Here is a 21,695-nt window from a genome sequence, read left to right on the forward strand (position 1 = left end):
CGGATAAGGCTCACAAAGCCATGATGCCCACGCCCTCCTGTTCCAAGCGCCGACGCAACAACCTTGCGAACTCCAGCGCGTGCGCGCCGTCTCCGTGCAGGCAAACGCTGTCGGCGCGAATCTCCAACTCCCCGCCGTCCAGCGTGGCTACTCGTCCTCGCAACACCAGCTCCAGGGTCTGGCGCAAAGCCTGCTCCGCATCCTCGATCACCGCGCCCGGCATTCCGCGCGGCGCCAGACTGCCGTCGGCCAGATAAGCGCGGTCGGCGAACACTTCTTCTATCGCTTGCAAGCCGTGACGCCTCGCGGCGCGGCCGGACTCTCCGCCGGCCAAACCCACCAGCCGCAGTTCGGGATCGAAATCCCTCACCGCGCGGGCGATGGCGTCGGCCAGCGCCGGATCCCGCGCCGCCTGGTTGTACAGCGCGCCGTGCGGCTTGACGTGGCGCAGCCGCGTTCCGGCTGCCCGGGCCATCGCCTCCAACGCGCCCACTTGGTACAGCACGTCCTGATATACCCGTTCCGGCGCGCGCTGCATCGTCTTGCGGCCAAAATGCTCGCGGTCGGGAAAGCCTGGGTGAGCACCCAGCGCCACCCCGCGTCGCGTCGCGTCCCGCACCGCCCGCCACATGGTTTCGGCGTCGCCCGCATGCCAGCCGCAGGCGATGTTCACCGAGCTGACCTGGTCCATGATCGCCGCGTCGTCGCCGCAACCCTCGCCGATGTCGGCGTTCAAATCGATCTGCATGCCTGACTCCAATCCTGTCCCTGCAACCACTGCCGCAGACGTAAGCGCGCCGCCGCCGCCTGTTGCGCGTCCACCATCTCGAAACGCAGCTTGGCCCCCGGCCGCGCTTGCGCCAGCTTCCACAAATCCGCTTCAATCACGCAGGCGATGCGCGGATAGCCTCCCGTCGCCTGCGCGTCCGCCAGCAAAACAATGGGCTGACCGCCCGGCGGCGCCTGCACTACGCCGGGAAGAACCCCGTGGGACGGCAAATCTCCGGCGGCCTCCCGCGCCAAGGCCTCGCCCTGTAAGCGATAGCCCATGCGATTGCTCTGCGCGGACACCGTCCACTCGCCTTCGCTGAACGCCTGCCGCGCCGCGCGGGAGAACTGCTGCCATTCCGGGCCCGGCAAGGCGCGCAACAACGGCGTCCAGCCAAGATTGCGCCGGCCCAGCCGGCCAGACAGCGCAAGCGCCGGCCCCAAGGGCAATTGGTCCCCGACCTCCAGCGCCCGCCCCATCCAGCCGCCAAAACCCGCTTGCAGATCGGTGGCGCGCGCGCCCAGAGCCAGAGGCGCGTCGATGCCTCCGGCCAAGGCGAGATAAGCGCGCATGCCGTGACGGCAGCCGCGCAAGAGCAAATGCTGCCCCGCGCGGGCCGGATAGCGCCAGCCGCTCCACACCGGCTCGCCGTCCAGATCCGCGCCGAAGTCCGCCCCCATCAACGCGAACCAGCCATCGCGCAGAAAGCGGACGCCAAACGGCCCTAAAGCCACCTCGATGCCAGCCGCGTCCGCGGCGTTGCCCAACAGACGGTTGGCCATGATCAGCGCCGGCGCGTCCAGCGCTCCGCTTTGCGCGACGCCGAGGTGACGCAAGCCACGCCGGCCCAGGTCCTGCACCGTGCTTTGAATGCCGGCCTGCGTAACTTCAATCATCTCCGTCCTCCCGCGGCACAAAACGCACGCAGTCGCCTGGCAGCAACAGAGACGGCTCCGCGCGTCGCGAATCGAATAATGTCAGGTGAGTCCGGCCTATGATCTGCCAGCCGCCGGGACTGGTCGCCGGATAGATGCCGGTCTGCCCGCCGCCAATGCCCACCGAGCCGGCCTGCACCGCCAGCCTGGGCTCAGCGCGCCGCGGCGTGGCCAACCGCTCGGGCAGTCCCCCCATATAGGCGAAGCCGGGCTGAAAACCGAGGAAGTACACCACGTAGTCCGCCGAAGCATGAGCGGCCACCGCTTCCGCCTCGCTCAAGCCGGCATGCGCCGCCACCATCGCCAGATCCGGACCGTGGCGACCGCCGTAGCACACCGGCACATCCACCCGCCGCACACGCGGCGCGGCCTCTTGCGCTTCCGCCCAGCCGCGGCGCAAGCGCCCCAGCCAAGCCTCGCCGTCGCCGGCGTCCGGGTCGAAGATCAGGGTGAGATTGTTCATGCCGGGCACCACGTCGATCAGCCCAGACGCACCCGTCAAGGTTTGCGCCAGCCACCAAATGCGTCGCTGACACGCCAGATCGGCCGGCTTAACGCTTTCCAATACAGCGGCCCGCTCGCCCAGCAGGTAATAGCGCATTGAGTTCGATGCCAAACCATTCTCCATTTGCAGCCGCCCGCCTCGCGGTGCGTGTATTTGTTATTTTGCGGATAAAACATCTATAAATTATTTGTATTTATTGGCTATGTCCAGCGCAAATGACGTTTTGTTATACTGGCCGGCCAAGCCACTTCGTCTCCGGACCCGTCCATGAACGCTCAACGCAACATCGTCTCCTCATCGCATCTGGTCTCCGAGCGTTGCGCCGAGCTATCCGAGTTCGAATTCGGCTTGATCGTGGCCAACAACGCTTTCAATCGCTGGATGACCCGCTGCATGGCGGCCGCTGGAGAGAGCGATATGACCGCGATGGAAGTGTCCCTGCTGCATCACGTCAACCACCGCGGCCGCAGCAAGAAATTGGCGGACATTTGCTTCGTGCTGAACATCGAGGACACTCATGTGGTGTCCTACGCGCTGAAGAAGCTGGTGAAAATGGGCTATGTCGGCAGCGAAAAAGTGGGGAAGGAAGCCTTGTTCGCCACGACCCAGGCCGGCATTGAACTGTGCCAGCGCTACCGCGACGTGCGCGAGCAATGCCTGATCAACGCGCTGATCGACAACGGCGGCCAACAGGCGGATATCGGCGACAACGCGCAATTGCTGCGCATGCTGGCCAGCTTGTACGACCAGGCCTCGCGCGACGCGGCCTCTATGTAAGCGCTGGTTGATCTGCGAACCGCCGCGCCTGGAGAAAAACTCGCGCGGCAAGCGCGGCACATGCTTGCCCCGCCATTTTGGGCGAACGCCGCTCTTGCCGCCGGTCGCGCCGGCGCAGACTCTTCCCGTTCCCAGATACCAATCCAATCAAGCCAACGGCAAGCCCAGAGAAATTAGGCTATTCATTTATTATCAAACCTTCTCATCTAAAATAAACATTCGATATAGTTGTAAAAAATATTGAATAATTTCGAATGGGATGATAAAAACGCCATACACCAGCACTTAGACCGGTGAAATACCGCCCGTTGGCGGGTGCGCCGCGACAGGCAGACTCCGAATTCAACTGCGGCGTCGGCTCGCCGCTCGGGCCAGAGACGTCGGCGTCGGCGCTTGATGGGGACCATTTAGCCGCATAGTTACCATATTCATCAGCCGGAACCGCCATGAGGTCGAATACCGCCAACCGACAGCTGCTCTTTGTCGTGCTGCCCTTCTTGCTCATCGTCGTCATGCAGGTGGCGCTAAGCGCGTTCAGCCTCTATGTGGTTTCCACCGCCAGAGCCTACGTGGCGGGGGAAGGCTTATGGTCGAAAGCGCAGAAGGACTCCATCTACCATTTGACCCGCTACGCCCAGACCGGGTCCGACCACGATTTCCAACGCTACCGGCTGGCGATCTCCATCCAGTTGGGCGACCACCGGGCCCGGCTGGCGCTGGATCGCAAACCGCCGGATCTGGACACCGCGCGCCAAGGCTTCCTGGACGGCGGCAACCATCCAGACGACATTGAAAACATCATCCGCGCCTATCTGTGGTTTCACCGCATCAGCTACCTGGCCGAAGCCATCCGCTATTGGAAAATAGGCGATTACTACCTGCAGGAAATTCAGACCATCGGCGAGCAATTGCGCCAAGGCTACGCCGACGGCTCCTTGAGCCAGGCAGACAAAGCCGCTCTCACCTCTCAGATCGTCGAAATCAACGAAGCGGTGAAAGCGCCGGCCCAGGGCTTTTCCCGCGTGCTGGGCAACGCCTCCCGCGAAGTCAGCCAGGCGGTCTGGAGCGCCAATCTGATGGCGGGGATGCTGCTGGTGCTGCTGACCATTTTGCAGATCCGCCGGCTGATTCAGGCCTCGGACAATTACAAAGCCGCCTTGCAAGCGGAGCAGCAACGCGCCGAGATCACGCTGCAATCGATAGGCGACGCGGTGATCACGCTGAACATGCAGGGCGAGGTGATCTATCTGAACAACAGCGCCAAGCACATGCTGAGCCACGTAGAGACGGAAAGCCTGGGCCTGCACTTCGATCAACTGCTCAGCCTGATCAAACAAGGGCAAGAAACCGACAGCACGCTGCGCTTTGCCGAGCTTTGCCGCCAGGACGAAACCAGCCGCACCTATCCCAAGCTGAACATGCTGCGCCACAACGCGATTCCGCTGCAGGTCAGCCTGGTGGCCGCGCCGATTCGCGACCGCCACGGCGAGCAATACGGCATCGTGCTGGTGCTGCATGACAATACCGCGGAGCAGCAATACATCAACGAATTGTCCTGGCAGGCCAGCCACGACGCCCTGACCGGCCTGGTCAACCGCAGGGAGTTCGAAACCCGCGCCATCAAGGCGATCAAACAACTGGACCAAGCCGAGGCGTCGCTGGCGCTGATGTTCATTGACCTGGACCAATTCAAACTGATCAACGACACCTACGGCCACGCCGCCGGCGACGAACTCCTGTGTCAGATCAGCCGCTCGGTGGCGCGGCGACTGCGCGCCTCGGACACGCTGGCGCGGCTGGGCGGCGACGAGTTCGGCGTCTTGCTCGGCAACAGCTCGGTGGAATCCGCCATCGCCAAGGCCAATAATCTGCGCCAGGCCATCATGGAATGCAGCTTCCAGTGGGAAGGCAACCAATTTTCCATCAGCGCCAGCATCGGCCTGGTCTGCGTGTCCGACGCCGACACCTCGCTGGCCGAGGTGATGCGTTCGGCCGACATCGCCTGCTACATGGCCAAGGAAAAAGGCCGCAATCGCATCCAACTGCACATTCCTCACAATTCCGAAGTGTCGGCGCGCTTTCACGAGATGGACTGGGTGCAGCGGCTGCGCCAGGCCCTGCGCGACGACAGCTTCACCCTGTACGCTCAGGACATCGTCCCGCTGGCCGCCCATCCGGAGCGCGGACGCTATGTCGAGGTGCTGCTGCGCCTCAACGCCGACGACGGCAGCCAGGTGCCCCCGGGCTTGTTCGTGCCAATCGCCGAGCGCTATGGCCTGATGACCGAAATCGATCGCATCGTGGTGGAAAAAGTGTTTCAGGAGCTGGCGCTCCTGCACCGCGCCGGCAATCAGGACATTAGACACTGCGCGATCAATCTATCCGGCTCCACCCTGTGCGACGACGGCTTCCTCGCCTTCGTGCAGCAGCAGTTCCAACGCAGCGGCGTCCCACCGGAACTGATCTGCTTCGAAATCACAGAGACCAACGCCATCGCCAACCTGGAAGCCGCACAGCGGCTAATCCACGAACTGCGCCGAATCGGCTGCCTGTTCTCGCTGGACGATTTTGGCACCGGCATGTCTTCCTTCGCTTACCTGAAGCACTTGCCGGTGGACTTCCTGAAAGTCGACGGCAGCTTCGTCCGGGAGATGGCGACGGACCCGATAGACCATGCCATGGTGGAGATGATCAATCACATCGGCCACGTCACCGGCAAGCGCACCATCGCCGAATTCGTGGATACGCCCGAGATCGTGGCCGAGTTGCGCAAACTGGGCGTGGACTACGCCCAGGGCTTCCACCTGAGCCGGCCGGAGCCCTTCGGCTTTCGTCATGCGCGCGGCGATCACCGAATGCGACAGCAATAGGCTACCGGCCTGATCGTCAGGCCGGATCAGGGCGGCCGACAGGCCGCCGCGTCTGGCCGGCTTGGCCCGGCCTTGCTTCTAAGGAAAGGGGACACGATGAGTAAAGAGATCGGTTTTGTCAGGAGCGGCCCGCTGATGGACCTCCACAGCTATCCGGAATGGACACGGGAGATGGTTCGTCACTGCGACGCCTTCAAGCGCCAGGTGGTGGAGCACGAGCTGTTCCGGCAGATGCGCGACGGCGTGCTGCCCGTCGCCGTCCACCAGGCCTTTCTGCGCGGCGGCTGGCCGGTAATCGAACAGTTTCCGCAATACATGGCCAAAAACCTGCTGAAAGTGCGCTACGGCCAACATCGCGGCCACGATATGGCGCGCCGCTACCTGATCCGCAATATCCGCGTGGAGCAAAACCACGCAGACCACTGGGTACAATGGGCCGCCGCGTCCGGCGTGGACGCCGACAGCCTGCTGCATAACCCCCAGGCGCTGGAAACGCTGAGTCTCAGCCACTGGTGCAATCAGGTCTGCGAGCGTGAATCGCTGGAGGTGGCGATGGCCGCCACCAATTACGCTATCGAAGGCGCTACCGGTGAATGGTGCGCCGCCGTTTGCTCCAAAGAGGATTACGCCCGGCAGTTTCCCAAGGAAAAACGCGCCAAAGCGATGAAGTGGCTGGCGCTTCACGCGCATTACGACGACGAGCACCCGTGGGAGGCGCTGGAAATCATCGTCACGCTGGTGGGCGAAGACCCAAGCTCGCGGCAAGTGGCGGAACTGCGCCACGCGATCTGTCAGAGCCACCGCTACATGCGCCTGCTGCTGGATCATTACATGAGCCAGCCCGCGCAGGAAACTTGCCCGCGCGCCTGCGCTGAGCCGGCGCTGGCCTGACAGCCTGTTCAAAGCGTCGCGAGCAAAGGAGGGGAAGGCTTTTAGGCAGCAAAGGCGGAACGCGCAAGACCGGCGCAAACATCCCGCAACCGTACTCGCCAAGCACAGCCGCCCCCGCGCAGCGGGCAATGACCGGAAACAGAGCCAGCCGTAAAACAAACCGCCCCGCAAGTCAAAACTTGCAGGGCGGTTTACTTTGCCTCTATGGACCGGTTTAGCCGCGCAGGCGACGCAACACCTCATCCTTGCCGATCAAGGCCAGCACCGCGTCCACCGAAGGGGTCTGCGTGGTGCCGCATACCAGCACGCGCAGCGGCATGCCCAGCTGGCCCATCTTGATGCCCTCTTCCGCGCAGAACGGCTTGAACAGTTCGTGGATGGCTTCCGCGGACCAGGTGTCCAAACCCGCCAGCTTGTCGGCGAAACGCCCCATGCGCGCCACGCTGTCGCCGGACAAATGCTTGTCCACGTCGGCCGCCGCGGCTTCCCGCTTGCGATAGAAGTAGTCCACTTCCAGCGCCAGCGCGTTCAAATCCTGCACCCGCTCCTTGACCAGAGCGATCACGTCCTCGATGGCAGGCCCGCCGGACAGCTCGACGCCGGCGGCGGCCAAACGCGGCGCGATCAGCTCGGCCAGGCGGCCGTTGTCGGCGGTTTTGATGTGCTGGGCGTTCAGCCACATGAATTTTTCATGATTGAAGCGGCTGGCGGACGCGCTCACCGCCTCCAGGCTGAACCACTCGACGAACTGCTCCATGCTGAAGAACTCGTCGTCGCCGTGGCCCCAGCCCAGGCGCGCCAGGTAGTTCAGCAGCGCTTCCGGCAAGATGCCCTTGTCGGCGTAGTCCACCACGCTGACCGCGTCGCGGCGCTTGGACATCTTCTGGCCGTCCTCGTTGAGGATCATGGGCAGATGGCCGTACACCGGCAGCGGCGCGTTCAAAGCCTTCAGGATATTGATCTGGCGTGGGGTGTTGTTAACGTGATCATCGCCGCGTATCACGTGGGTGATCTGCATATCCCAGTCGTCCACCACCACGCAGAAGTTATAGGTCGGACTGCCGTCCGGGCGGGCGATAATCAGATCGTCCAGTTCCTGATTGGCGATCTCGATGCGGCCCTTGACCGCGTCGTCCCAGGCCACCACGCCGTCCAGCGGGGTCTTGAAACGCACCACGGGAGCCACGTCCGCGGGGATCGCCGGCAAGGTCTTGCCGGCTTCCGGACGCCAGCGACGATCGTAGCGCGGCTTCTCCCCGCGCGCTTCCTGCTCTGCCCGCATCGCTTCCAGCTCGTCCTTGCTGCAATAACACAGGTAAGCGTGGCCAGAGGCCAGCAGCTGCTGGATCACATCCTTGTAACGGTCGAAACGATGGGTCTGGTAGAACGGGCCTTCGTCGTAGTCCAGGCCCACCCAGTGCATGCCGTCCAGAATCGCCTTCACCGATTCCGGCGTCGAACGCTCCAGATCAGTGTCTTCGATGCGCAGCACGAACACGCCCTTGTTCTTGCGGGCGTAGGCCCAGGAAAACAGCGCGGTGCGCACGCCGCCGATGTGCAGATAACCGGTGGGGCTGGGAGCGAAACGGGTACGGATCATGGTGACTCAGGCTCGAAAACGTAAAACGGCTATTGTACGCCGGCTGACGAAGCGGCAGCAAACCCCAGGGTTTGTGGGAAACGCCCTCCCTGCCAGCGCAAGCCCCTTAAGAACGTATTTACGCTCTCTCGGGCTAAAAGTAGATCGCAAACAGGTTCTAAGCCGGCCAACGCCGGTGCAGACTGGCCGGCACCAAGGACTCCGGCTCGGCCAGGGCCTGACCTTCCAGCAAGGCCAAAGCCAATTCCAGGCTGCGCGCCGCCATCTCGCGGCTGTCCTGCACGATGGCGTCGACGCGCAACGGCAAGCAGTCTAGCAAGGAGTGATCGTCGAAGGTCAGCAGGCGCAGCGGCGCGTTGGCCAGGCCGCAGTGCTGATTGAGGAAGGCCAGCGCGCCCTCCAGCAAAGAGACCGAGGCGGTGAACAGCGCCTGCGGCAAGCGGTGATGCTGTTGCCGCCATTGCTGCATCAGTTCGAAACCGGAGCGGCGCAGGTAGTCTCGATGGCACACCCAGCCCGGCTTTTCCTCCACGCCATGCAGCGTCAAGGCCTGGCGGTAGCCTTGCAAGCGATCGCGGCTGGGCGACAACTCTGCCTGGCCGCCGAAGAACACCACTTCAGACACGCCCTGCTCCAACGCGTCGCCCACCAGCCGCTCCACGCTGGCGCAACCATCGGTCACTACCGACGGAATGCCGCTGCCGTCCACCCTGCGGTCGACAAACACCAGCGGCAACCGCCGCACCCATTTCTGGTAGGACTTGGCCTCGTGCGTGCACGGCACCACGATCATCGCGTCCACCTGCCGCGCCGCCAGATGGGCCATGACCTCGGCCTCGCGCCGTGGGTCTTCGTCACTGGTCACCAGCAGCATCTGATAGTCGCGCTGGCGGCACAGCTCTTCCATCGCCTGGGCCAGCGCCGCGTGAGCGGAGTTGGTCAGATCCGGAATCACCAGCCCCACCGAATTGCTGCGCCGCGAACGCAAGGAGCGCGCCGACTGCGAAGGGTTGAAATGCTGCTCGCGCGCCACCTTCTCCACGCGCTCCACCGTCGCCCGGGAAATACGATAACGCTCGGCATGGCCGTTGAGCACCATGCTGGCGGTAGTGCGCGACACGCCGGCCAGTTCGGCGATATCGTCTATGGTCAAACGCTTGTAGCCGCTCATCGACAGCCTATTCCTCATGCGGCGGCGCCATGCCCGCCGCCCGAAACTCAATTGCAAAACAGCCCCGGCCTGCGCAAGCGCGGGGCGGGGCCGCCGATTGCTGGCAACCTTACCTCAAGCGGGCCGCCGTCGCCAGAGCGATAGCGGCCTCCCCGGCTTACTGCTTGACCAGGTTCAAAGGCACCGGGATGAATTTCTCCACCTGCTGACCATCGATCAGCTTCTTGGCGGTCTGCACGCCGTACTGACCAATCAACTCCGGCTGTTGCTGCACAGTGGCCGCCAGCCCCCCCGCCTTGACCGAAGCCACGGCGTCGGCGGTGGCGTCAAAGCCCACCACCACAACGTTCTTCAGGCCCGCGGCCTGAATTGCTTTCAAAGCGCCCAGCGCCATTTCGTCGTTATGAGCGAACACGCCTTGCACGTCCTTATTGCCCTGCAGAATGTTTTCCATCACCGACAAGCCCTTGGCGCGGTCGAAATCGGCCGGCTGCTTGGCCACTACCTTAACCTCGGCCTTGCCGTCCGCCACCGCGTGGAAACCCTGGCCGCGCTCGCGTGCCGCGGAGGAGCCGGGAATGCCCTCCAGCTCTACCAGCCGGCCCTTGCCGCCCAGCTTCTGCAGCAGGAAGTCGGCCGCCATCTTGCCGCCGGCCACATTGTCGGAGGCAATATGAGCGCTGACTTCCGCGCCGTTGACGCTGCGATCCAGCGATACCACCTTGATGCCCTTGCTCACCGCTTCCTTCACCACATTGGCGACGGCGGAGGAGTCAGTGGGGTTGATCAGGATCACGCTCACCTTCTTCTGGATCAGGTCCTCAACGCTGGCTTGCTGCTTGGCGGAATCGTCCTGCGCGTCCACGGTGATCAGGCGCACGCCCTCTTTGGCCGCCTCGTCTTCCGCTCCCTTGCGCAGCGAGACGAAGAACGGATTGTTCAGCGTGGACACCGCCAGGCCCACCACCGGTTGGCCGGAGGCCGCGGCCGGCGCGCTGGCGCCAGCCGACGCGCCGTCGGCCGGACCCTGCTTGGTGCAGGCGATCAGACTGGCCGCGATGACACTGAAAACCAAAGGCTTGATTAAGCGTTGCATATCGGAACTCCCCTTGTGTAATGGTCGCTTGCGCTACGCGCCCGCCGGCGGCGGGCCCGTTCTCACTTCTTGCCGCTGCGGTCCAACAGCACCGCCAGCAGAATCACCACGCCCTTGATCACTTGCTGGTAGAACGAAGACACGCCCAGCAGATTCAGGCCGTTGTTCAATACCCCGATCAGCAAAGCGCCGATCAGCGTGCCTACAATCCAACCGCGGCCGCCGGTCAGGCTGGTGCCGCCCAGCACCACCGCGGCGATGGCATCCAGCTCATAGCCGGCCCCAGCGGTGGGTTGCGCCGAATTCAAGCGCGAAGTCAGCACCGCGCCGGCCATCGCCGACAGCGCGCCGGACAAGGTGTAGACCCAGATCTTGACCCGATCCACCTTAACGCCGGACAGGCGCGCGGACTCCTCGTTGCCGCCGGTCGCGTAAACATGGCGGCCAAAAACGGTTTTCTTCAACATGAACCAGAAGCCGGCGAACATCAGCAGCATCCACACCACCGGCACCGGCACCACGCCGGCCACATAGCCGCCGCCCAACATGGAGAACATATCGCTGCCGAAGCCGGTGATCGGGCTGCCGTTGGACGCCACCAGCGACAGGCCGCGCAGAATCGTCATCGACGCCAGCGTGGCGATGAAGGGGGCCACCTTGCCCTTGCTGATCACCAGACCGTTGCAGCAGCCCATTAGCGCGCCGGACAGGATGCCCAACAGGGTGGCCAGCAGCGGATCCACGCCGGCCTGCAGCAGCATCGCGGTCAGCACCGACGACAACGCCAGGATGGAGCCCACCGACAGGTCGATGCCGCCCAGCAGGATGACCAGGGTCATGCCGAAGGCGATCAGCGCGTTGATGGAGACCTGGCGCATCACATTGAGCAGATTGCCCATGGTCAGAAAGTCGGCGCTCATCACCGACAAGCCGGCGCAGATCGCCAGCAGGGCGATGAAAGGCCCGAGTTTTTGCAGCGTTGCTTTTTGTTGCGGGGTCATCTTGCTTACCGTTTCCCTTGCTTGCGCCCAATGGGCGCGACCTGAATATTCAATGCGCGGCGGCGCTCAGTCCGCCGTCGCGCCGGCCGCCGCGGCCATGATGTCTTCCTGCGTCGCCGAAGCGGCTTCAAACAGCCCGGCCCGGCGGCCCTCGTGTATCACCAGGATGCGGTCGCTCATCGCCATCACCTCCGGCAGTTCGGACGACACCATGACGATGGCCACGCCGGCGGCGGCTAGTTGATTGATGATGTGGTAGATTTCGGCCTTGCCGCCCACGTCGACGCCTCGCGTCGGCTCGTCCAGCAGCAGCAGCTTGGGCGGCTCCGCCAGCCACTTGGCGAACACCACCTTCTGCTGATTGCCGCCGGACAAGGATTTGACATCCAGTTCAGCGTCGCGGGTGCGGATGCGCAATTGCTCAATCAGCCGCTGCGCCTCTTCGTTCTCGGAGCGGCGGCTCACCACCCCCAGTCGCGCGTGGCGGCGCAGATGAACCAAGGTGGCGTTTTCCCGCACCGACATGCCCAACACCAGGCCCTGGCTCTTGCGGTCTTCCGTGACGTAGGCGATGCCGGCGGCGATGGCGTCGCCGGGACGGCGGATGTCCAGCTCCGCGCCGTCCAGCCGCACCCGCCCCTGCCGACGCGGTTTGACGCCAAACAATACGTTGAGAATCTCGCTGCGCCCAGCGCCCATCAACCCGGCCACACCCAGCACCTCGCCCGCGCGGACGTCGAAGCCGATGTCCCGAATCCTGCCGTCGTCGGCCAGACGCTCCACTTCCAAACGCACCGCGCCGGGCGCGGACGCGCGCTTGGGAAAACGGTCGCCGATCTCGCGACCCACCATCAGCCTCACCACCTCGTCGAAATCGGTGGCGGCGATCTGACGCTCGCCGACGAAACAGCCGTCGCGCAACACGCTGATCTTGTCGCAAACGCGGAAGATCTCCTCCATCCGGTGCGACACGTAGACAATCGCCACGCCGCGTTGCTTGAGCTGCTCCATGAAGACGAACAGCGCTTCAATCTCGCGCTCGGTCAATGCGGCGGTTGGTTCGTCCATGATCAGCACCTTGGCGTTCAGGGACATCGCCTTGGCGATTTCCACCATCTGCTGCTGACCAATGGACAATTGTCCGGCCTCCGTCTCCGGATCAATCCGTCCGGCGCCCAGCTGCTGCAGAATCTGGCTCGCCTCGCGCCGCATGCCGGCGCGATTGATCACGCCAAAGCGGCTATGCTCGCGCTCGCGTCCCAAAAACAGGTTCTCCATCACCGACAGCTGCGGAATCAGGTTCAGTTCCTGGTGGATGATGGCGATGCCGTGGGCCTCGGCCTCGGTGGTGGAGCGGATCGTCACCGGCCGATCATTGAGCAGCACTTCTCCGGCGTCGGCCTGGTGCACGCCGGATAGAATCTTCATCAGGGTCGATTTTCCGGCGCCGTTTTCGCCCATCAAGGCATGCACTTCGCCGCCCTTCACGGTGAAATCCACCGCCTCCAGCACCTTGACCGGACCAAAGGCCTTGCTGATGCCGCGCATGCTTACCTTCATTGCCCGCCCCTTCAAAAGATCACGCCGGAATACAGGATCACATTGGCGTACGGCGTGCATTCGCCGGTGCGGATCACCGCCTTGGCCTCGCGGCAGCGGCGCTTGAACTCCTCATGCGGCACGTACTCCACCGCCACGCCGTGCGCGGCCATATCGTTGGCCAGCACTTCCACAGCCGGACTGTGTTCCAGGCACTCGGCGGCGAACAGCGCACGCTCCGCCTTGAAGTCCGCCAGGATGGAGTCCAACACGCTGGGGAACTCCGGCACGCCCAAGCGCAGGCTCAGGTCTATGCACTCTACGCCGGGCGGAATCGGCAGGCCGCAATCGGCGATGACCAGGCTGTCGGTATGACCCATGCTGGCCAATACCCGCGCGATATCGCGGTTCAGATGTCCCAGCCGCTTCATGCCTGCTCCTTCAACATCTGTTGCAGCGCGGCCAGCGTCGGCATGCCGCTTTGCGCGCCCGCGCGGGTCACGGACAAGGCCGCCGCGGCGCAGGCCAGTGCCATCGCCGCCTCGAGACCCTGCGGCCAGAACGCGGCCAAGGCGCCGTTGAAGGTGTCGCCGGCGCCGGTGGTGTCCACCGCGGACACCGCGAAGCCGGGTTGGTGATGCAGGCTGCCGTCGGCGCGGCAGAAATAAGCGCCGTCTTTGCCACGTGTCATCGCCACCCTGCCCGGCAGTTTGCGCATCAGCGCCTGCCAGTCCCCGCCCCGTTCGTCCAGAGCCTGCGCCAACTCATGCTCGTTCGGCGTCAGCAAGGCGGTGCGCTCCAGCAAGCTGGGCGGCAGCGGATGGGCCGGCGCCGGATTCAACAAGAAAGGCTTGCCGTGGCGCTGAGCCAGTTCGGCCGCGCGCTCCACCGTGGCCAGCGGCACCTCCATCTGCGCCAGCACCACGTCGGCATAGCGAAACGCCTGCTCGTCCTGATCCAGATGTTGCGGCAGCAACTCATGGTTGGCGCCGGGCACCACCACGATGGCGTTGTCCCCCTCGGCCAGGGTGATCGTCGCCAGCCCGGTGGCCACGTCCGTTTCGCGCAGGCGACCAATATCCACGCCCTCGCCCTGCAACGTCTCCTTGAGCTGAGAACCGAACATATCGCGGCCCACGCAGCCCAGCAAAGTCACCTGCGCGCCCAGCCGCGCGGCGGCCACTGCCTGATTGGCGCCCTTGCCGCCCGGATAGGACGCAAAGCGCTTGCCAAACAAGGTTTCACCCAGCCGTGGATAGCGTTCCGCCTCCACCACCAGATCCATATTCACGCTGCCCACAACCAGGACCCGGGTCATAATTTCCTCATCGTTATCAAGCGACGCGCGCCTTAGTCGACGGCATCCATTGCTAAAACGTAATCAGCTGACGCTTTATAGCAGAGCTGCCTACAGGCCGGAAGCGATAAACTCAATCTGTTCAGCAAATGCAACAGTCCTCGCGAAGCGCATCGGCGACGCTTGACGGCGGCCGCGCTCCGATGTAGCGAGGAAACTACACGTCGGACGCTTAGTCCAGACGCAAAAAAAGCTCCCCTCAGGGAGCTTTTTTCCTGCCGCCGCAGCGGCGCTTAGAATGTGTCTACGATCTCGCGAACTAGAGCAAGCCCTTGAACAGGCCCTTACTCGTCCAGCACCGCGGAAGTGTAAACATCCTGCACATCGTCCAGGTCTTCCAGCGCGTCCAGCAGTTTTTGCATGCGCACGGCGTCATCGCCGGACAATTCAGTCTCGTTCTGCGGCTTCATCGTCACTTCGCCCATTTCCGCCTTGAAGCCCTTGGCTTCCAGCGCGCTCTTGACGTCGGAGAACTCGTACGGACCGGTGATTACTTCGATGGAACCGTCGTCGTTGGCGACCACATCCTCAGCCCCGCTTTCCAGCGCGGCTTCCATCAAGGCATCCTCATCCACGCCCGGCGCGAACACCAGGTAGCCGCAATGGCTGAACTGGAAAGACACGCAACCGTCGGTGCCCATATTGCCGCCATACTTGGAGAACGCGTGGCGCACATCGGCCACCGTGCGAGTTTTGTTGTCGGTCAGGCAGTCCACCATCACCGCCGCGCCGCCTATGCCGTAACCCTCGTAGCGGCACTCAACATAATCGACGCCCTCCAACTGACCTGTGCCGCGCTTGATCGCGTTATCGATATTGTCCTTGGGCATGGACTCGGCCTTGGCCTTGTCCACCGCCAGGCGCAGGCGCGGGTTCATATTGGGGTCCCCGCCGCCCATCTTGGCCGCAACGGTGATTTCCTTGATCAAGCGGGTAAAGATCTTGCCACGTTTGGCATCCTGACGACCTTTGCGGTGCTGGATGTTAGCCCATTTACTGTGACCTGCCATAGTTGCCTCTGTCTGTTGTCCGGTCCACTACGGACCTTTCAGTCAAAATTGGCGCCTATTCTATCAGAACTTGAGGGGACCTCGAATACCGTCGCAAGCGTCTCGAGAGCAAGGCGCACCGCGCACAGAGGCCTAAACACAAGGGGTACAGCGAGCGAGCACGGAATCAACGCTGCCAGCAGGCTTTTCGAATCCCCCTGGAATCTGGACAGGGGCGGCGGCCCCCGCTACTTGGCCTTGAGCATGGCCAGCATCATCTCGAAACCGGCGCGATACATCTGCTCCAGCACCGGCACCATCATCGGTAAGGTCAGGTAGATGCTGATGAAGCCTATCATCAGGGTCAGCGGAAAACCGAAAGTGAAGATATTGAACTGCGGCGCGGCGCGGGTCATCACCCCGATCGCCAGGTTGGTGATCAGCAGAGCCGCAATCACCGGCATGGCCAGCCAGACACCCCACTCGATCAGGTGGCCGCCCCACAGGGCAAGCGACTTGATGCCCTGATCCGGCATGCTCATGCCTATCGGCAGCACCCGGTAACTTTCCACCAAGGTGGACAACACCACTTGGTGACCGTCGAAGGCCAGGAATAGCAAGAAGGTGAACAGGGTCAACAGCTGCGACACCACCGGCACTTGAGCCGAGTGCATCGGGTCGAAGAACATGGCAAAACCCAAGCCGGTTTGCGAACCCATGATGAAACCCGCCACTTCCACCGCGGAAATCACGATACGCATGACGAAGCCCATCGACAGGCCAATCAACAACTGTTGCAACAGAATGGCCATTCCCTCCGCCGATACCAGCGGCACCGCCGGCAACGGCGGTAGCAAGGGCGCCAGCATCACGGTGAGGATCAGCGCGAACCCGGCCTTGAAGCGGCGCGGCACGCCGCGGTAGGCGAACACCGGCTCCACCAGCAGCAGGCCGACGATGCGCGCGAACGGCCAAACGAACATGGCCACCAGCGCGTTGATCTGCGTATCGGAAATGCTGAGCATCAGCCGATCACGTGCGGAATGCTCTGGAACAGCCGCGTGGTGTACTCAATCAGCGTGTTCAGCATCCACGGTCCGGCCAGCACCAGCACCAGAAACATCGCCAGCAGCTTGGGAATGAAGGTCAGCGTCATCTCGTTGATCTGAGTCGCCGCCTGCAGCACGCTGACTAGCAAACCCACCAACAGCGACACCAGTAGCACCGGCGCCGCGACGATGATCAGGATGTACAGCGCGTTCTGCACGATATTGATGATCAGCTCCGGACTCATGCCGCCCGCTCCTCGCCTAAAACGCCGGGCAGCGCCCGGCGACGTTTCCAGTCACAAACCATCATGCCGCCTCAGCCAGTATAGAAGCTCTGCACCAGCGAGCCCATCAGCAAGGTCCAGCCGTCCACCAGCACGAATAACATCAACTTGAAAGGTAGCGAAATGGTGACCGGGGACACCATCATCATACCCATTGCCATCAGGATGCTGGCCACGACCAGATCGATGATCAGGAAGGGAATAAATACCATGAAGCCGATCTGGAAGGCGGTTTTCAGCTCGCTGATCACATAAGCCGGCACCAGGGTCTTCATGGATACATCGGCCTTGGTCTGCGGCTTTTCCGATTGAGAAATCTCGATGAAGAAGGCTAGGTCCTTCTCCCGGGTTTGGCGCAGCATGAAAGCCTTCATCGGCTTGCTGGCCTCGTCCACCGCCTGTTGCAGCGTGATCTTATCGTCTGAGAACGGCACCCAGGCTTTGGCGTAGACTTGGTCGAAAGTCGGCCCCATCACAAACAGAGTCAAGAACAGCGACAAACCGACGATCACCTGGTTGGGCGGCGACTGCATGGTGCCCATCGCCTGCCGCAGCAGCGACATCACGATGATGATGCGAGTGAAAGCCGTCATCATCAGCATCATCGCCGGAATGAAGGTCAGCCCGGTCATGAACAGCAGCATCTGCAAGCTGAGCGAATAATTCTGCCCGCCGCCGGCCGCCGGCGTGCTGCTCATCAAAGGCAAGCCACCGGCCGCGTCCGCGATCAACGGCGTCGCCAACAAAACCAGCGCGCCGTATCGGAAACAAGGCCTCATCGCGGTCCCGCCTTGCTATTGCGGCTCTTGTCCATCGCCGCCTTCAACCAGCGCGCGAAAGGCTCCGCCGCCGGCGCCGCTTCGATTTCCGCGCCTTCCGGGCGCGGCAGCTTGCTTAGCAGATTGACTTGCTGCGGCGTCACGCCCAGCACCAACCACTCCCCCTCCAGCTCCACGATCACCACGCGCTCCTTGGGCCCCACCATGGTTCCGCTGACCACCTTCAGGCGGTTAGAGGCGCCCAGCATGCCGCCGGAAAGCCGTTTGAACAGCCAGGCCATGCCGACGATGGCGCCCAGCACCACCGCCAGGCCGAACAAGACCTGCAGCAAACTCATGAACGGCGACGGCGCGGCCGCCGGAGACGGCGCTGCCGTGGCCGTGGCCGCAGCGGCCAGACCGGACGCCGCCAAATAAAAAGCGCCCTGCACAGCACGGCGCGTCATCGCAAACATGGCTGACCTCGTCATTTTTGCAAACGGCGAATGCGTTCCGCGGGCGTGATGATATCGGTCAGGCGAATACCGAACTTGTCGTTGACCACCACCACTTCGCCCTGGGCGATCAGACAGCCGTTGACCAGCACGTCCATCGGCTCCCCGGCCATGCCGTCCAGTTCCACCACCGACCCCTGCGCCAATTGCAGCAAGTTGCGGATGGCGATCTTGGTGCGGCCCAACTCCACGGTCAATTGCACCGGGATGTCCAGAATCATGTCCAGATTCTGCGGGACGCCCGCGCCGGAGGTGCTCGCGCCCAGTTCTTGGAACAAGTTTTGGGCTGGCACCGGCTCTGGAGCGGAATCCACCACTTCCTGCTCGGCCATTGCGGCGGCCCAGTCGTCCATCGACACTTCTTCCTCGCCGCCGGCTCCGCCGGTAGCGGCTGCCGCGGCGGCGGCCGCTTCGGCCTCCATCTGCGCGGCTTGCAATTCTTCTTCGCTCATTGCTCTTTATCCCCCAGAGGCTCGTGAAAATCATTCGCGCCGGCCAACACCTGCTCCACCTTCAGCGCATAGCGCCCCTGCACGGTGCCGTAACTGGCTTCGAACACCGGAATGCCCGATACGTCGGCTTCCACCCGCTCCGGAATCTCCAGCATCACCACGTCGCCGTTCTTCAAATTCAAAATCTGACCCAAGGTCACCTTGGTCTTGCCCAAGGTCGCCACCAGTTCCACTTCCGCCGCCTGCACCTGATGCGTCATCAGGTTGACCCAGCGGTTATCCACCTCGGTGCGGTCCGCCTGCATGGTGCTGGACAACACATCGCGGATAGGCTCCACCATTGAATACGGCAGACAAATATGGAAATCGCCGCCGCCGGCGCCCAGCTCAATATGGAAAGTCATCGCCACCACCACCTCGGTGGGCGTGGCGATATTGGCGAACTGGGTGTTCATTTCGGAACGCAGATAGACGAACTCGATGGGATGCACTGGCTCCCAGGCTTTCTGGCACTCGACGAACACCACATCCAGCAAACGGCGGATGATGCGCTGCTCGGTGGGAGTGAAGTCGCGGCCTTCCACCCGCACATGGTAGCGCCCGTCGCTGCCGAACAGGTTGTCGACGATCAGAAACACCAAGTCCGGGTCGAAAATCAGCAGCCCCGTGCCGCGCAAGGGCTTGACGTGCACCAGGTTCAGGTTGGTGGGCACCACCAGATTGCGGATGAACTCGCTATACTTTTGCACCCGCACCGGCCCAACCGAGATTTCCGCGTTGCGGCGGATAAAGTTGAACAGGCCGATGCGCAGATTGCGCGCGAAACGCTCGTTGATGATTTCCAACGTCGGCATGCGGCCGCGCACGATGCGCTCTTGCCGACCGATGTCATAGCCGCGGACGCCTTGGGCGTCGCCGCCGCCGGCATCATCCTCATCCTCCCCGGAGACGCCCCTGAGTAGGGCATCTACCTCTTCCTGGGAAAGAATATCGTCGCCCATGCCGCTTACTGCTTCTGGATGATGAAGGAAGTAAAGAGCACGCTTTCCACCGGCTGCTCCTCGCCGGCGTCCATCGACTCATTGATGATCTGCTTGACCTGGGCCTTCAGGCGCACCTTGCCGTCAGGCGTGGCCAACTCCACGGCGGACTTGGACGACAGCAGCAAGATCAGCGCGCTGCGAATTTTAGGCGCGTAATCGGTGAATTTCTTTTTGGCTTCCTCGTCGGCCAGCTCCGCCTGCATGTCCACCTGCAGCAAGGAGCCGTCGTTGCCGGCCAGGTTCACAACGAAAGTATCCAGTTTTTCGAAGATCGGGGGACCTTCTTTTTTCTTCTTGGGTTTTTCCTTGGTCTGCTCGGCGTGTTCGCCGGCCGCCGCCGGCTTATTCATATTGGTGAACATATAGGCGGCCAAGCCCCCCACCGCGGCCAAGACCAGCACCAGCAATATAATGACGATCAGCATCAATTTACCGCCGCCGCCCCCTGCTTTTTTCTCTGCTTTTTCCGCTTTTTTATCTTCTGCCATATACCTGCCCTGTTCACTGGGTGTTCATAGTGAAATCTTAAACGATTTCTTCACTATATTTTCTAATTTTAGATGCAAATTGAACAGGGGAGATTATCACAAATGATCAGGCGAAAATGCTGAGAATGCCGCGAGCCGCCTTGATGCTGCTCAATGCATCCATCGGCTCGGGCTCGGCGTTCTCGTTCTGGCGCTGCGATTGCCCGCGCTGGAACGCCTGCTGTTGCTGTCCGGATTGTCCGCTGGACACCTGCGCGTCGGTTAGCTGAATGCCGCCGGCGGCCAGCATGGAAGACAGACGATGCATATTGTTTTCCAGCGCCTCGCGCGTGGCCGGCACCGCAGCCGCGAACAACACCTGCGCCTGGTCGTTGCCGTTCATCTTCAGCGTCACCTCGATCGGCCCCAATTGCGGCGGGTTCAGCTGAATCTGCGCCTTGTCGGCTTTGAGGCTGACCATGCCCATCACCTGCTCGCTCATGGCCTTGGCCCAGTTGGGATCGGTCACCGGCTGTTGCACGGTGAACACCGGCGTGGGCGCAGCCGGCTTGGCCGCCAGCTGCTCATGCCCCTGAAGCGGCAAAAACTGCGGCAAGACTTTTCCGTCTTCCGGCAAATTTTGCTGCGCCGGCAGCGACAGATTGCGGGCTTTGGCTAGCGAAGCGGGCAGCGCCGCCGCGATGTCGGGCTTGAGTTCAACGGGCTTGGCGCCGGTTGGCAAATCGCCATTGGCCCGCGGCGAGGTCGTCGCCTGCTGCTGAACGGGCTGCTGCGCGGCGCCCATCAGCGACATCCCCGGCAACGGCATCGCCGAAGTCTGATCATCCTCGCTCTTGGCCGGCTTATCCTTGTCCAGGCCTGCGTCCGCCAAAGCATCGGCGTTGGCGCCCGGCAAGAAGGAACTGCCCAAGGTGCTCATCTGCAGCCCCAGCAGGCTGGCGAACAGATCGCCGGCGCCGGTGTCGCCGGCAGTGGCCAGATTGCCCCCCGGCATATTGGCTTTGCCGCCGACCGGATTGGCCGCGGCTGCGTTCACAGGTGTCGTCATGGCCGACTCTCTACAAGTAAGACGCAAACAGTAAAGCAACTAGCGTGCCACGAAGCTTGAACAGGCCCTTAGCGCCTGTTTGCCATCTGCTGTAAACACGTTCTTACTCCTCGCCGTGGGTGCTGTCCCAAAACCGCCGGGTGGCGAATTCATCGCTGACCTTCTGCTGCACCCGCGCCTCGCGCACGGCGGCGCGCTCTTGCTCGCGCTGCAACAGCTTTTCATAGGCCTTGAGCTTCTTGTATTCATGCTGCCAGGCCTGGCGCTCCAGCAAGAAGCGCTGAGTGCAGCGCTCCACATCTCCCTGCTGCTGCACCATGGCCTCGTCCAGCCGAGCGAGAAAACGCTGGAAATCCTGATATTGCAAAGCACTGATGCCCTGCGCGCCGCGACTGGTCAGCCGTTGCCGGTACTCGCCGCGAAAAGCGTCCAGCTGCTCCAGGCGCGAACGGGCCTCCGCCAGCCGGCTTTGCGCCAGCCGCATACGCTCGGCCGCCGCTTTCTGCTTGTCGTCGGCCAAGCGAATCAACAACAGGTATTTGCTTTCCGCCACGCCTC

23 protein-coding genes are annotated in these 21,695 nt (G+C 62.7%); 3 read left to right on the top strand and 20 right to left on the bottom strand.

The window, feature by feature from the left end; all coding sequences use genetic code 11:
* Positions 1-10: 10 nt before the first annotated feature.
* From pxpA to pxpB, 3 genes are read right to left on the bottom strand one after another with little or no spacing between them, the layout of a single operon-like run.
* Positions 11-748 carry a 5-oxoprolinase subunit PxpA gene (pxpA, locus tag ACUXV1_RS02135; RefSeq protein ID WP_019101006.1) on the bottom strand — a complete coding sequence of 246 codons (738 nt, stop codon included), beginning with the start codon at positions 746-748 and terminating at the stop codon, positions 11-13.
* Entirely contained in the window at positions 733-1,665 is a 933-nt protein-coding gene (locus tag ACUXV1_RS02140) for a 5-oxoprolinase subunit C family protein (RefSeq protein WP_446014218.1), read from the bottom strand. The genes pxpA and ACUXV1_RS02140 overlap by 16 nt, the downstream gene beginning before the upstream one ends.
* The gene (gene pxpB / locus ACUXV1_RS02145; RefSeq protein WP_446014217.1) at positions 1,658-2,320 is read right to left on the bottom strand and encodes a 5-oxoprolinase subunit PxpB; all 663 of its coding nucleotides are present in this window, start codon (positions 2,318-2,320) and stop codon (positions 1,658-1,660) included. Before pxpB ends, ACUXV1_RS02140 begins: the two co-directional genes overlap by 8 nt.
* Positions 2,321-2,476: 156 nt before the next feature.
* On the opposite strand from pxpB, the gene ACUXV1_RS02150 reads away from it, so the two are divergent.
* The 3 genes from ACUXV1_RS02150 to ACUXV1_RS02160 all read left to right on the top strand — a co-directional run bounded on the left by ACUXV1_RS02150 (position 2,477) and on the right by ACUXV1_RS02160 (position 6,747).
* Positions 2,477-2,986, top strand: a complete 510-nt coding sequence (locus tag ACUXV1_RS02150) for a winged helix DNA-binding protein (RefSeq protein WP_043631083.1) — start codon at positions 2,477-2,479, stop codon at positions 2,984-2,986.
* Between the two features lie 446 nt (positions 2,987-3,432).
* Positions 3,433-5,856: a putative bifunctional diguanylate cyclase/phosphodiesterase gene (locus tag ACUXV1_RS02155; protein ID WP_446014216.1), complete on the top strand. Its 2,424-nt coding sequence runs from the start codon at positions 3,433-3,435 to the stop codon at positions 5,854-5,856.
* A 96-nt stretch (positions 5,857-5,952) separates the two neighbouring features.
* Positions 5,953-6,747: a TenA family transcriptional regulator gene (locus ACUXV1_RS02160; RefSeq protein ID WP_043631081.1), complete on the top strand. Its 795-nt coding sequence runs from the start codon at positions 5,953-5,955 to the stop codon at positions 6,745-6,747.
* A 214-nt stretch (positions 6,748-6,961) separates the two neighbouring features.
* Here the strand turns inward: ACUXV1_RS02160 and gltX are convergent, their stop codons facing one another.
* The 17 genes from gltX to fliJ all read right to left on the bottom strand — a co-directional run bounded on the left by gltX (position 6,962) and on the right by fliJ (position 21,690).
* Positions 6,962-8,347, bottom strand: coding sequence for a glutamate--tRNA ligase (gltX, locus tag ACUXV1_RS02165; protein WP_081554974.1), 1,386 nt, complete (start codon positions 8,345-8,347; stop codon positions 6,962-6,964).
* 157 nt (positions 8,348-8,504) lie between these two features.
* Positions 8,505-9,536 (bottom strand): substrate-binding domain-containing protein, encoded by a 1,032-nt coding sequence (locus tag ACUXV1_RS02170; protein WP_337882743.1) that lies wholly within the window; start codon positions 9,534-9,536, stop codon positions 8,505-8,507.
* 139 nt (positions 9,537-9,675) lie between these two features.
* Positions 9,676-10,614, bottom strand: coding sequence for a ribose ABC transporter substrate-binding protein RbsB (gene rbsB / locus ACUXV1_RS02175; protein WP_081554976.1), 939 nt, complete (start codon positions 10,612-10,614; stop codon positions 9,676-9,678).
* A 62-nt stretch (positions 10,615-10,676) separates the two neighbouring features.
* Entirely contained in the window at positions 10,677-11,615 is a 939-nt protein-coding gene (locus ACUXV1_RS02180; RefSeq protein ID WP_019099980.1) for an ABC transporter permease, read from the bottom strand.
* 66 nt (positions 11,616-11,681) lie between these two features.
* A complete protein-coding gene (locus ACUXV1_RS02185) occupies positions 11,682-13,175 on the bottom strand; it encodes a sugar ABC transporter ATP-binding protein (RefSeq protein ID WP_446014215.1) in 1,494 nt (497 codons plus the stop codon).
* A gap of 11 nt (positions 13,176-13,186) precedes the next feature.
* Complete coding sequence (gene rbsD / locus ACUXV1_RS02190; RefSeq protein ID WP_019099982.1) at positions 13,187-13,585, bottom strand: D-ribose pyranase; 399 nt, start codon at positions 13,583-13,585, stop codon at positions 13,187-13,189.
* Positions 13,582-14,472: a ribokinase gene (locus ACUXV1_RS02195; protein ID WP_446014214.1), complete on the bottom strand. Its 891-nt coding sequence runs from the start codon at positions 14,470-14,472 to the stop codon at positions 13,582-13,584. Before ACUXV1_RS02195 ends, rbsD begins: the two co-directional genes overlap by 4 nt.
* Before the next feature lie 323 nt (positions 14,473-14,795).
* Positions 14,796-15,521, bottom strand: coding sequence for a YebC/PmpR family DNA-binding transcriptional regulator (locus tag ACUXV1_RS02200; RefSeq protein ID WP_019099984.1), 726 nt, complete (start codon positions 15,519-15,521; stop codon positions 14,796-14,798).
* A gap of 227 nt (positions 15,522-15,748) precedes the next feature.
* On the bottom strand, positions 15,749-16,525 hold the full coding sequence (gene fliR / locus ACUXV1_RS02205) for a flagellar biosynthetic protein FliR (RefSeq protein ID WP_043631070.1): 777 nt from the start codon (positions 16,523-16,525) through the stop codon (positions 15,749-15,751).
* Positions 16,525-16,794 (bottom strand): flagellar biosynthesis protein FliQ, encoded by a 270-nt coding sequence (gene fliQ / locus ACUXV1_RS02210; protein WP_019099986.1) that lies wholly within the window; start codon positions 16,792-16,794, stop codon positions 16,525-16,527. The genes fliR and fliQ overlap by 1 nt, the downstream gene beginning before the upstream one ends.
* A gap of 71 nt (positions 16,795-16,865) precedes the next feature.
* Positions 16,866-17,612: a flagellar type III secretion system pore protein FliP gene (gene fliP, locus ACUXV1_RS02215; RefSeq protein WP_039753250.1), complete on the bottom strand. Its 747-nt coding sequence runs from the start codon at positions 17,610-17,612 to the stop codon at positions 16,866-16,868.
* A complete protein-coding gene (fliO, locus tag ACUXV1_RS02220; RefSeq protein ID WP_240314931.1) occupies positions 17,609-18,067 on the bottom strand; it encodes a flagellar biosynthetic protein FliO in 459 nt (152 codons plus the stop codon). Before fliO ends, fliP begins: the two co-directional genes overlap by 4 nt.
* An 11-nt stretch (positions 18,068-18,078) precedes the next feature.
* Positions 18,079-18,528, bottom strand: coding sequence for a flagellar motor switch protein FliN (gene fliN / locus ACUXV1_RS02225; protein ID WP_052370265.1), 450 nt, complete (start codon positions 18,526-18,528; stop codon positions 18,079-18,081).
* Positions 18,529-18,554: 26 nt separating this feature from the next.
* Positions 18,555-19,559 carry a flagellar motor switch protein FliM gene (gene fliM, locus ACUXV1_RS02230; protein WP_043631067.1) on the bottom strand — a complete coding sequence of 335 codons (1,005 nt, stop codon included), beginning with the start codon at positions 19,557-19,559 and terminating at the stop codon, positions 18,555-18,557.
* Between the two features lie 5 nt (positions 19,560-19,564).
* Complete coding sequence (locus ACUXV1_RS02235; RefSeq protein WP_019099991.1) at positions 19,565-20,089, bottom strand: flagellar basal body-associated FliL family protein; 525 nt, start codon at positions 20,087-20,089, stop codon at positions 19,565-19,567.
* A gap of 106 nt (positions 20,090-20,195) precedes the next feature.
* Positions 20,196-21,137, bottom strand: coding sequence for a flagellar hook-length control protein FliK (locus ACUXV1_RS02240; RefSeq protein ID WP_081554981.1), 942 nt, complete (start codon positions 21,135-21,137; stop codon positions 20,196-20,198).
* A 103-nt stretch (positions 21,138-21,240) separates the two neighbouring features.
* Positions 21,241-21,690 (bottom strand): flagellar export protein FliJ, encoded by a 450-nt coding sequence (gene fliJ, locus ACUXV1_RS02245; RefSeq protein ID WP_446014213.1) that lies wholly within the window; start codon positions 21,688-21,690, stop codon positions 21,241-21,243.
* Between the last annotated feature and the right edge of the window lie 5 nt (positions 21,691-21,695).

The organism is Chromobacterium sp. W521 (assembly GCF_052805975.1).